The following is an 11,367-nucleotide window of genomic DNA, read 5'->3' as shown; positions in this document are numbered from 1 at the left end:
TGTGACAGGTGACAGTGAGGCCCAGCCTATAGCTATAGGTGGAGGTACCTATGCCAGAGCGATAAATAACTGTGTGGCCTTTGGTTCTCTTCTGAAAGACCAAGAAGATAACATGCACCAGAAAGATGAGTACCTGGAGATAGACAAGCTCGATACCTGGTTAAAAATATATGTAGAAGCTATATACAAGCTTGCAAAATAAGTTAAAAAAAACCGTCAAGGTCAATCCAAGGCGGTTTTTTTATTTTAAAGTGTAATTTCTCTCTGCAAATATAAATTTGAGAATAATTTTGCATATTAAAAATAAAATATGGTATCTTATAAAGATATCTGTAATTTTGTGAAGTGAAAATCCAGTAAAATAAGTCACAAAATTTAAGTGTAAATAATAAATAACAGAAAAGGAGAAATTTATGGACAGATACATGATAAATGAAGTGGAGATTATTTTCAGAGTGTGCAGCGCTCTTTTAGCAGGAGGAATAATCGGCTGGGAACGTGAAAAAAGAGGAAAAGCTGCGGGATTTGTAACCAATATGCTGGTATGTGTAGGGGCTGCTGCCATCTCTATAATTCAGGTGCTTATTATAAGAGATTCGTTAGAGCTCATTGCCGCTAATCCAGCAAATGCACTGGTATTTAAAAGCGACCTTTCTAGAATGACAGCTCAGATTGTATCCGGTGTGGGATTCCTCGGGGCAGGAGCCATCATCCATGAAAAGGGAAGTGTAAAAGGGATTACCACAGCCGCGGTAATATGGGTAGTCGCTGCCATAGGTATAGCATTTGGCATGGGCTTCTACCTGTTAGGAACTATCGTCACAGTAATTGTTTTCTTTGTGATATATACACTGAAAAAAGCGGAACTGCATTATATGAGCAAGAGAAATCTCAACTGTCCGCCTTTCCTGGAAGATTAAAAAAATAAAGGGTGAAAGCCCTTTATTTTTTTAATTGGAAGGTCACGTTTATGTTTCCTGTTATATCAATTGTTTTTGGAGTGTATATAGGGGCCGGAGCTGATTTTGAAAATGCTTCTGCCTGCATCATATAGTCTGTATTCCTCGGAAAGTATACACTTGAGCTTATTGTCATCGGAATAATAGTAAACCCCTCTAATGATGCTATGGATTCTGCCTTTTCTTTGGCATCCTTGTAGGCCAGAATCATAGCTTCTTTTTCATATATTTTACTTTTAGAAGACGAATAATTGAGCCCCTGGACATTGTTTATTTTTGCTTTTTCAAGAGCTGTTATTATCTCTCCTATCTTATCTATTCTTTTTGTAGTTATAATAATCTGGTTTCTTACGAAATATTTTCTTATTCCCGGAGAGTTATTTGATAACCTCTCTATTTGATGAGAGACAGTATATCTAGATGTATAAATCTCATCCTCCCCTATACCCTCCTTCAGCAAAAATGCTCTGGCATCTCTTATTATTCTGTTGTTTTCATTTGCAGCCTTAGATAATTCTATATCTATGCTTTCTGCCATGGCACTTATACTCACAGTGTCCGGAACCGCAGAGACTTCAGAATTTCCCTGTATATTTATAGTCCTTATTACAGGAGTTTCCCCGTAGGCAGTAAAACAAAAACAGAATAGCAGCAGAACAAGTATTTTTTTCATATATAACCTCCTGTTAAACATCTTTGATAAGAGTCCCCCATTGACTTCCTCTATAGACTTTATGAAAATTTCTGACTACAGTCATGACCTCTTCATCTCCTTGAATATTCTGAATAAAACCGTAATTTTCAAGGACATCTACAAACTCTTTCACCGTAAATGTATTTATGTTTTTCTTTATCTTAAACTCTCTGTCCTCTACAGGCGAATACAGCTCTGTAATAATATCTAAGTGCACAAGTATCTCTAGCATCTCACTTATTGTTCCTGTGGCTATAGAGAGCTTTTCAGCTATGAAACCTGCAGTGAGGGGAGGCCCCTCTTCCTCATAGTTTTTCGCCATAATGTGACATATGACAAACAGGATATCACGTTTGGATGAAAATGTGAGATTTACTCCTGCTATTGTATAGCTGAATTTATAAGAATTCTGAAGTATAAAAGAGAGATGGGCACCTAAAATTATTATTATCCAGACTACCTTCTGCCATAACATAAATATAGGGATTACAGAAAAACTTCCGTAGATCTTGTTGTAATTCAGAAGAACAACCTGAAATTTGATCATGGATATCTGGAGCCCCTGAAAGAGAATTCCCACAACTATACCTGCTACAAGAGCATGATAAAAATTAACCTTGGTGTTGGGGATAATAAGGTACAACAGGGTAAAAAATGAGATCAAAAGCATATACGGAATCCACTGTATTATGAAAAACAATGGTGATCCTTCGCTTATAAAATGCAGCTGAAGGGTAGTCACTACCCCGTTTGAAAGAAGTAAAACAATTGGAAACATGAGAACTATTGAAAAATAATCTGTAAATTTTCTGATAATAGTCCGCTGTCTTTTGACACCCCATATCTCATTGAAGGATCTTTCTATAAGAGTAAAAATCTTTATAACTGACCACCCCAGAAATATAAACCCGACCCCTGCCAACACTCCGCCTTTGGCACTTGACATGAGTTTTTCTGAGAACAAAATAAGCTTTTCCAGGGCCTCTTCCTGGAGAGGGGAATTTTTCAGGATCTGATTTCTTATTAATTCTTCTACTCCCAATCCCTTTGCTATACTGAAAGCTATTGCCAATATCGGAACTATAGAAAGAAGGGCATAATAAGAAATAGATGATGCCCAAAGATTGGAACGGGTTTTCTTGTAATTTTCAGCAGTGAAAACAGCCATTCTTACTAGGGAAACCACCTTTTTTTTGCTGGAATCATATGTATAAAAACTTTCGTTCATTATATTCCCGTAAATATTTCTAAGATTGCTGATGAACTTCATGGAAACCACCTCATAATTGATATACTCTTGCAAATATAAAAAACCTTTTAGCATTGGGGATTAAATGGGGTAAAATAGAGTTAAAACTTAAATTAAATATTATCTGGAATTTTTATGAAAATCCATTGGAATTTTAAAAAATCAAAAACTGTAGAAATAAAACTGAATCTGAAAGATGTCTTATGTGTATTGTTTCACAGCTTTGGTTATGGTATCATAAAAACAAAGGATTTTGAATGCAAAGGGAGGAAAAATATGATATTTGTTGCAGCGATTATTATAATAGCAGGAATTTACATCACAATGAGCTACAATGGTTTTGTCCAGCTTCAAAATATTGTAGAAGAGGCATTTTCAACAATGGATGTCTATCTAAAGAAAAGATATGATCTCATACCCAATCTTGTTGAAACTGTAAAGGGATATGCCACCCATGAAAGCAAGACTCTGGAAAACGTCATAGAAAAAAGAAATATGGCCATGGGAGCAGGGAATATGAAGGAGCGTCAGAAGATGGAGGGAGAGCTCACCGGAGCACTAAAGACAATCTTTGCACTGTCTGAAAGCTACCCAGACCTCAAAGCCAACGGAAATTTTATGAAGCTTCAGGGACAGCTCGAAACTATAGAAGGAGACATCCTGCAATCGAGAAAATATTATAACGGAGTGGTGAGATCTTTCAACACAAAGTGTGAGACTTTTCCCAGCCTGATTGTGGCAAAAATATTTTCTTTCACACAAAAAGAGTATTTTGAGATTACAGAAGAAAAGGAGAGATCAAATGTTCAGGTCAAATTTTAAATACATTCTTATGCTGCTACTGGTTCTGTCTCTAGGTGCCTACGGACAGGAGTACTTTACTATAGGGGATTACAATGTAAATATAAAGGTAAATGAAAACAACAGCTATAATATCAGCGAGGAAATAAATGCACATTTTGAAACAGAAAGACACGGTATCTACCGGGATATTCCATCTACCTACAAGGGAAAAAATATAAAAATTGACAATATCACAGTAAAGGGAGCTCCCTTCACAAAGGGCAGAGCAGGGGGAGACACCAGAATCAAAATAGGAGACCCCTATAGATATGTATTAGGACAAAAAAAGTATCTTCTCTCCTATGACTACACTGTGGGAGATGACGGCAATAAAAAAATGGATGAATTTTACTACAATATCATCGGGGACAGGTGGAACACTACAATAAAAAAAGTGAGATTCACCATAGAGATGCCCTCTGATTTTGATCAGAGCAAAGTCAACTTTACTTCCGGTCTCAGAGGAAGCAAGGACAATACCGGTGTAGAATACCATATAGAGGGTAACACAATCACCGGAGAAACCTTAAAACCCTTAGGACCCGGGGAAGCTCTCACAATTGCCCTTCCTCTTCCAGAAGGTTATTACAGAAATACCTCTAAGTTCAACGGACCTCTGGACATCCTGTCATACGTAAAAAAATGGGCAGCAGCTGTTTTTCTCACTATTATCTCTTTTGTATGGTTCTTTTTCGGCAGAGACAAAAGAGTGGTAGAGGCAGTGGAATTTTACCCGCCAGAGAATATAACTCCGGCTGAGGCAGGTTATATTATAGACGGGACAGTAGATACCAAGGATGTCACTTCTCTGTTGTTCTACTGGGCAGAAAAAGGATATATAGAAATAGTGGAAGAGGATACCCACGGACTGATTGAAATGCTTACAGGAAAAGATTATACCTTCATAAAATTAAAAGACAGAAAAGATGCCCCTTATTACGAAACAATGATGTTTCAGGAGCTTTTTTATAAATACGGAGACGGAAACCAGGTAAAGCTCTCAGCTCTCAGAAACAACTTTTATAAGATAACAAATAAAGTAAAGAGCATAATAAAAAAACATAAGGTCCTTAAAACCCAGACCCTCTATACAGATGCAAGCAAAAATCTTTCCGCCCTTATGAAAGGTCTGGCAATCTTGCCTGTATTTTTAGAAGGCTACACCAGATTCTATACTCTTACAGGAGACCTTTATATCGGCCTTCCATTTGCAGGGGCCTTCTCTCTCATAATTTTCGGTGTGACAGAGAAAATAGTGAAGTTAATAATAAACTTTGAGGTAAAAAGAGAAGATATGAAACTGAGATTTTCAAGGACTCTCATGAATATAATCCCTTTTATAATTATTGTCTCTGTGTTTTTTCATATATTCACCATGATGACTTTCAGAGGGATCTTCAACATAGCGGATATTATTCTGAAGACTGTGATTTTTCTTATCTCCTTTATCCTTGCAGAATTTACCCTTAAAAGAACAGATTACAGCACAGAGATTCTGGGGAAATTAAAAGGCTTCAGAAACTTCCTTATACATGCAGAAAAAAGCAGACTGGAAACTCTGATAAAGAAAAACCCTCAGTACTACTACAATATCCTCCCCTATGCGATAGTTTTGGGAGTTACAAATGTATGGGCGGATAAATTTGACGGTATGGCCAGCAAGCCTCCCCGTTGGTATCGTGGGCATAGAGGCTTTACAACTCACACCTTTATCAATGAGATAAATAAAAGTGTCCAGTCCATAGGAAGCACTATGAGCTCGAGACCTGGATCTTCTTCTTCTAGCGGAGGTTCTTCCGGTGGCGGTTCCGGTGGCGGAGGTGGAGGCAGCTGGTAATTAACTTTTACAGCAGATCTCAATAGAAATTAAACGGAGCATTTTTGCCAGTGTAATAAAAATAAAAAAAACAGAAGGTGAAATCATGAAATATTCACTTATAACAGGTGGCTCTTCAGGACTGGGGTATGAACTGGCAAAAAAATTAGCCCAGTTGGGAAAAAACATTGTAATCCTGGGAAGAGATGAAAAAAGGCTGAGTGATTCAGTAAAAAAATTGAAACAACTGTCAGAAGGTATAGAGGTCAAGGGTATTCAAGTTGATATTTCTGATTTGGCAAGAGTAGACACTCTGTTCTCTGATTTTAAAAAAGAGAATATTGAAATAGAATATCTTTACAACAATGCAGGAAAAGGATTCTTCGGCAGTGTAGAAGAACTGACAGAGGAAGATATAAACTCTGTTATGGGTTCAAACTTAATTGGACTCATCAATATGACTTCGAGGTCTGTGGCACACATGAAAAACACGGATCAAAAGTGCAGAATTGTCAATATCCTGTCAACTGCTGCATTATCTGGAAAGAAAAATGAAACAATATATAATGCTGCCAAGTGGGGGGCAAAAGGTTTTCTCGAAGCTGTGAGGGATGAAGTGCGTGGTGGAAATATAGAGGTTCTTATATTTTATCCCGGGGGAATGAACACACCTTTTTGGGATAATGTCCATTCAGGTTATGATTTTTCTACTTTCATGATGGCTAAAGATGTAGCTGACGAGATTGTATCTGCAAGCCTTAATGATAAGATTTTGATTTCAGATTTAGTTATTAACAGAAGAAAATAAATATTTATAAATCTCAAAAATATAATATTTAATTTTTGAACTTGTACTCAAATCACCTCTGTAATTTTTTAAATCCTTACATGACTTTAAAATTTAATATTGCTAAGTTAATTTAGATAAAAAATAGCCTGTGTTTCATTGGAAACACAGGCCATTTTATTTTACAGATTTTTTTAAAATTTGAGTCTAATTTTAAGTTACATCCCCATAAATATGATATTGTCTGAAAAATTCAGGCTGTATTAACTGAATTTTTTTTCACAGACTTTTATAAGTCTGAATATTTCTTCAATATTTTTCTCTACAAAAATAGCAGCTCTTTCTTTATTCATAGCTTCATCAAGAGATATCGGATAATTTATTGTGGAAAAGAATGCATCCAGGCCGTGATCATGCATGGCCCCTGCATCATCTGCCACACATCCTGCTATTGCTATTACAGGAACTCCCTTTTCTCTGGAAAGTCTGGATACACCCATGGGAGCCTTACCCATTATAGACTGAAAGTCTATTTTCCCCTCACCGGTTATTACAAAATCAGCACCCTCTATATACTCTGCAAGTTTTACCTCTTGCAAAATTATATCTATCCCAGGCTTCAGGTCCCCGTCCAAAAAGGCTACAAAACCTCCTCCAAGTCCTCCTGCAGCCCCTGCTCCCGGAAGTTCGGCTATATCCTTACCTGTCTTCTCCTTCAGAGTCAGAGCCAGTTTCCTGAGGGATGAGTCGAGATATTCTACCATTTCATCATCTGCCCCCTTTTGTCTGCTGTATACATGGGCTGCTCCTCTAGGACCGTAAAACGGATTGTCTACATCACAAGCTATGAAAAACTCACATTGGTCAAGACCTTCGACAGCTTCACTGCTGTCTATCTCGGACACTTTTTCCATTATCTCTCCACCACAGCCCAGAGTTTTTCCTTCTTTATCCAAAAATTTGTAGCCCAGTGCCTGCATCATTCCGAGCCCTGCATCATTTGTGGCACTTCCCCCTATACCTATGATAAACTCTCTGCATCCTCTCTGGACAGCGTCTTTGATGAGCTCCCCTGTCCCGTATGTCGTGGCTTTTCTCAGGTCTCTCTCTTCAGGCTTCAGTAAAGGAAGCCCTGAAGCTTCTGCCATCTCTATAACAGCCACATTATTTCCCATTATTCCGTATCTTGCATCTATCAGCCTCATGAGAGGGTCATGCACCTTTACATCTATAAACTTACCGTTAGTACCCTCTACAAGTGCTTCTACAGTCCCTTCTCCTCCGTCAGCGATGGGAACTTTTTTTACCTCTGCATCTTTATATACTTTTTTTATTCCCTTTTCTACTATCTCTCCTAGTTCAAAAGAACCTAAGCTGCCCTTGAAAGAATCAATTGCTACAACAACCTTCATTTTTCATCCTCCCGTTTACTGTTTTACTTTGTATTATCAGCAAAAGGGCAGCCTTTAAGCTGCCCTTTTTTTATAGTTTAAATAATATAGTTCTAGCCTCACAAGGTTTTAATTTCTCTATCTTCACTTTATTTCCTTCATAGGACAGATCTCCTATGATATCTTCATTAAGATTTGCTGTCTTTACCTCTTTTAGCTCTGTATTAAATTTAACTGTCTGGTCTATCTCTCTGTCTCTGTAAGGGTTAAATATTCTGAGTACAAGATATTTATTGTCTTCAGACATTTTTACTACACTTAATCCAGCTTCCCCTTCTGATTCAAACAGGCTGTAATTTACAGGAGCCTTTACATCTTCTAGATTCAGCTTCATTGCATCATAAGGAATCTTGTTATATACATCATAAGATGTTGTATAATCCTTAGCTGCCTTGAATGTTTCCCCTTCCAATGTCGTTCCTTTGTGAGTGTATATAGACAGTTCATAAGTCTGTCTTCCCAGCATCTGAGAATCAGGTGTAGGAAGTTTTATTCCAGAAGGCCTTCCTGGTCTGTAGTATAGTTCCTCCTTACCAAGGACCCCTATACCTCTCATGATTGTAATGGCAAGAGTGTCATATCCTTCTCCGATAATCTCATATTCTCTGAGACCGTTGGTAAGAACTGCAAGTCCTTCCTCATTATTATGAAGTCCTACAAGACTCATCATAGAGTAGATACTTACAGGCATCTCTTTCCAGTTTTCCTTTTCCCATACTTCCATTGCAGTATCATGCACAGCTCTCTCTATAGATCCAAACTGCTGATCTGCAACTGAAACAGATGATTTGTAAGGTGTCGGAAGGTGCATTCTCAATCTGTGATCTGAAACATTATTTTCTGTTGTGACTTTTACATCCACTCTCTTCTGACCTTTTTTAAGAGATATTTCTATTTCAAAGTCGTTATAAGAGTTAATAATTTTTTTCTTTCTGTCTTCCAGGTTTGCAGGAAGATCCAGTCTGTATTTTATTACAGCCTTTTCTTCAAGTCCAAGGCTTACTATTTCTATGTCAGCCTCTATACTCTCATTTGTTATGAGCATTTCCTCTTCAGGTCTAAGCGGAGAGTAGTCGTACTCATCTCCGTCATCTGATCCATCTTCCAGAAGAAGCAGATTTTTATGTTCTCTTCCCAGCTCTTTGTCCAGAAGGTTGATTGTACCATTTTTGTTGAATGAAACTGTGTAAAATTCATTTTCAAGAGTTTCCTTTACCAAAGGTTTTACCGCTGAATTTTCAGCATCTACCTTAACAATATATAATGTCTCATATCCCATGGCAGGAACTGTCGCCTCAAACTGGATCTCATACTCCAGGAAAGGCTCATACACACCATAGTGAACTATCTGTCGGTCTATTAGCCCTGGATCAATCTCTTTTTTAGAGATAACATTATACTTTACATCATTTCCTTCAAAATCCTTTAGACTAAAGTCATTTGCCCTTATTCTTACAGTTGCATCTACCACTCTCTCTGCCTTGTTAGGAAGAAGATTGTATATCACAAGCTTGTCTGCTCCGTCTTTTCCAGGAGAATGATCTGCTATCTTCCTCTTGTAGTGAGTGATAAGACTTTCTACCTTGTCACTTGCCAGTACAAATCTTTCCAATATTTCTCTGTGAACTTTGTCACTGCAGCAGCAACCAATACTGTCATGGGCATGGTTTTTCATGATCAGCTTCCATATGTGCTCTATCAACCCGTGATGGTATTCAAATCCCAGTGTGCTCGCCACAGCTGCCAGAGGCTCTAGTACGTTTGTGATTCTGTATTCCAGCTTTGCATGAATATCCTTGATATCCATTCTTGTAGAAGATATAGATCTGTGGATTCTCATATACTTTCCGTCTATGAACTCTCCCCTTATCGTGTCTAGCTTGTCAGCATTTTTTTCTACATCTTTGTATACTTCATCAAAGTTACTCATGAAAAATTCATGATCCGGATACATCTCATTCAGAGTATCCATTACTTCAAATATATTCTTTTGAATAGGCATCTGATCATGTCCGTTTGGAAGTATCAGAGCTTCTCCAGTAGCTCCGTGCTCTAGTACTTTCAGATATGTATCCAGTCTTTTCTTCAGACCTGCTTTATCTGTGGGAAGGTATTTTCCTATGGCGTACCCTAGAGGCATGATCTGATTCAATACCTTGCTTCCGTCCAGACTCTCCCAGTAAAATTCAGTTTTATCCGTTCCGTGTCTTTCAGAGCATCCTCTCCAAAACATACTTTTATCAATGTTGAATCCGTTGAATATCTGAGGAAGCTGCTCACTCTGTCCGAATGAATCCGGAATATATCCTATGGACATATGTGAACCAAACTCTTTACAGTCTTTTATTCCGTAGAGCAGATTTCTAGTTATAGATTCAGCATTTACAACTATTGAGTCTGTCTGAGAATACCAAGGTCCGATTATAAGTTTACCAGCTTGTACAAGAGCTTTTATTCTGTCTTTGTTTTCAGGCTTTATGGCAAAACAGTCTTCCAGTATTGCTGTCTGACCGTCAAGTACATAGTATTTGTAATCAGGATCTGTCTCTAGTCTCTCCATGATCTCTTCCATGTTATTTAGGAGTAAAATTCTTGATTCTTCTGTTGTGAAGTACCATTCTCTATCCCAATGCATATGTGGAACTACATGTACCTTATATTTTTTCATAATTTATTCTCCTTTAATCATTTAAACAGTATTTAATTATATAGTGTGAGCATTTTCCATATGTGCTTGCTGTTTTAACATGTTGTGCTTTTTAGTTCTTAATGTTGTCAGAACAACTGTAGATATAGCAGTTCCTACAAGAGCTGCACCGAGCCATATTCCTGCTTCTGTTAATTTTGAAAGCTTTCCTGCTTCTAATACAAACATAGAAATAATTCCTGCTCCTGGAACCTGCAGACCTATTCCTGTTGCTGCTACCATGGCACCTGTAACTGCAGTTCCTACTACGAATGAAGGAATAACTCTGAATGGATCTTCTATCATAAGCGGGATAGCTCCCTCAGTAATACCTGCAAGTCCTAAAATCCAGGTTGAGTTTCCACACTGTATCTCCTCTTCAGAGTAAAGGTGAGGTCTGATCTTTGTAGCTAAAGTTGTTGTAAATGCCGATACCATTTTACAAGAAGCAAATGTTGCATATGGCATAAAGTTTCCGTTTGCCATAGATCCTACACAGAAAGCATAAGCTGCCTTGTTGACAGGTCCTCCAAGGTCAAATGAAACCATTGCTCCGATTATTGCTCCCAGAAGCATTGCATTTCCACCAGATAAACCGTCAAGATAATTTGTAAGACCGGTATTTAAAGCTGCCACAGGTTTTCCTACTACGAATAACATGAGTGAACCTGCTACTAATGTACCAATTACAGGATAGAGGTAAAAAGTAAAGAATCCGTTTAAGTGCTGAGGACCTCTTACATTTTTCTTGACCCATTTCATTGTATAACCGGCGATGAAACCTCCGGCAATACCACCTAAGAATCCACTATTGATAAGGTTTGCTGCGAGTCCTGCTGCAAATCCAGGTCCAAGTCCGGGTTTATCTGCTAGAGAGAAAGA

9 protein-coding genes and 1 pseudogene are annotated in these 11,367 nt (G+C 37.9%); 5 read left to right on the top strand and 5 right to left on the bottom strand.

The features are described 5' to 3' along the window. Both ABZA26_RS01815 and ABZA26_RS01810 read left to right on the top strand, forming a co-directional pair. Nucleotides 1–202 (top strand): annotated as a pseudogene (locus ABZA26_RS01815) (dipeptidase PepV); the annotation flags it as partial. Between the two features lie 211 nt (nucleotides 203–413). Then, complete coding sequence (locus ABZA26_RS01810; RefSeq protein ID WP_372712811.1) at nucleotides 414–920, top strand: MgtC/SapB family protein; 507 nt, start codon at nucleotides 414–416, stop codon at nucleotides 918–920. A 22-nt stretch (nucleotides 921–942) separates the two neighbouring features. Here the strand turns inward: ABZA26_RS01810 and ABZA26_RS01805 are convergent, their stop codons facing one another. Together ABZA26_RS01805 and ABZA26_RS01800 are read right to left on the bottom strand one after the other, a co-directional pair. Then, nucleotides 943–1,632: an SIMPL domain-containing protein gene (locus tag ABZA26_RS01805; RefSeq protein WP_372712810.1), complete on the bottom strand. Its 690-nt coding sequence runs from the start codon at nucleotides 1,630–1,632 to the stop codon at nucleotides 943–945. Between the two features lie 13 nt (nucleotides 1,633–1,645). Further along, nucleotides 1,646–2,923, bottom strand: coding sequence for a YihY/virulence factor BrkB family protein (locus ABZA26_RS01800; RefSeq protein ID WP_372712809.1), 1,278 nt, complete (start codon nucleotides 2,921–2,923; stop codon nucleotides 1,646–1,648). A 255-nt stretch (nucleotides 2,924–3,178) separates the two neighbouring features. Here ABZA26_RS01800 and ABZA26_RS01795 point away from each other — a divergent pair, with 255 nt between their 5' ends. The 3 genes from ABZA26_RS01795 to ABZA26_RS01785 all read left to right on the top strand — a co-directional run bounded on the left by ABZA26_RS01795 (nucleotide 3,179) and on the right by ABZA26_RS01785 (nucleotide 6,369). Beyond that, entirely contained in the window at nucleotides 3,179–3,724 is a 546-nt protein-coding gene (locus tag ABZA26_RS01795) for a LemA family protein (RefSeq protein ID WP_372712808.1), read from the top strand. Next, entirely contained in the window at nucleotides 3,705–5,582 is a 1,878-nt protein-coding gene (locus tag ABZA26_RS01790) for a DUF2207 domain-containing protein (protein ID WP_372712807.1), read from the top strand. Before ABZA26_RS01795 ends, ABZA26_RS01790 begins: the two co-directional genes overlap by 20 nt. An 85-nt stretch (nucleotides 5,583–5,667) precedes the next feature. Then, nucleotides 5,668–6,369 (top strand): SDR family NAD(P)-dependent oxidoreductase, encoded by a 702-nt coding sequence (locus ABZA26_RS01785; RefSeq protein WP_372712806.1) that lies wholly within the window; start codon nucleotides 5,668–5,670, stop codon nucleotides 6,367–6,369. Between the two features lie 242 nt (nucleotides 6,370–6,611). On the opposite strand, the gene ABZA26_RS01780 is transcribed toward ABZA26_RS01785, so the two are convergent. The 3 genes from ABZA26_RS01780 to ABZA26_RS01770 form a co-directional block, all read right to left on the bottom strand. Beyond that, the gene (locus tag ABZA26_RS01780) at nucleotides 6,612–7,760 is read right to left on the bottom strand and encodes a glycerate kinase (protein WP_372712805.1); all 1,149 of its coding nucleotides are present in this window, start codon (nucleotides 7,758–7,760) and stop codon (nucleotides 6,612–6,614) included. Between the two features lie 70 nt (nucleotides 7,761–7,830). Continuing rightward, a complete protein-coding gene (gene mngB / locus ABZA26_RS01775) occupies nucleotides 7,831–10,467 on the bottom strand; it encodes a mannosylglycerate hydrolase (RefSeq protein ID WP_372712804.1) in 2,637 nt (878 codons plus the stop codon). A gap of 36 nt (nucleotides 10,468–10,503) precedes the next feature. Beyond that, the coding region (locus tag ABZA26_RS01770) for a fructose-specific PTS transporter subunit EIIC (RefSeq protein ID WP_372712802.1) at nucleotides 10,504–11,367 on the bottom strand (864 nt) is incomplete at its 5' end.

This window comes from Ilyobacter sp., assembly GCF_041583315.1.
Taxonomy (GTDB): domain Bacteria; phylum Fusobacteriota; class Fusobacteriia; order Fusobacteriales; family Fusobacteriaceae; genus Ilyobacter.
The sequence above is the reverse complement of the archived record's forward strand: the minus strand, read 5'-3'. Positions and strand labels throughout refer to the sequence as shown.

What these genes read in the sequence shown, in the direction of transcription:
- ABZA26_RS01810 (WP_372712811.1), top strand. Translation starts at nt 414, where the DNA reads ATGGACAGATACATGATAAATGAAGTGGAGATTATTTTCAGAGTGTGC.
- ABZA26_RS01805 (WP_372712810.1), bottom strand. Translation starts at nt 1,632, where the DNA reads ATGAAAAAAATACTTGTTCTGCTGCTATTCTGTTTTTGTTTTACTGCC.
- ABZA26_RS01800 (WP_372712809.1), bottom strand. Translation starts at nt 2,923, where the DNA reads ATGAAGTTCATCAGCAATCTTAGAAATATTTACGGGAATATAATGAAC.
- ABZA26_RS01795 (WP_372712808.1), top strand. Translation starts at nt 3,179, where the DNA reads ATGATATTTGTTGCAGCGATTATTATAATAGCAGGAATTTACATCACA.
- ABZA26_RS01790 (WP_372712807.1), top strand. Translation starts at nt 3,705, where the DNA reads ATGTTCAGGTCAAATTTTAAATACATTCTTATGCTGCTACTGGTTCTG.
- ABZA26_RS01785 (WP_372712806.1), top strand. Translation starts at nt 5,668, where the DNA reads ATGAAATATTCACTTATAACAGGTGGCTCTTCAGGACTGGGGTATGAA.
- ABZA26_RS01780 (WP_372712805.1), bottom strand. Translation starts at nt 7,760, where the DNA reads ATGAAGGTTGTTGTAGCAATTGATTCTTTCAAGGGCAGCTTAGGTTCT.
- mngB (WP_372712804.1), bottom strand. Translation starts at nt 10,467, where the DNA reads ATGAAAAAATATAAGGTACATGTAGTTCCACATATGCATTGGGATAGA.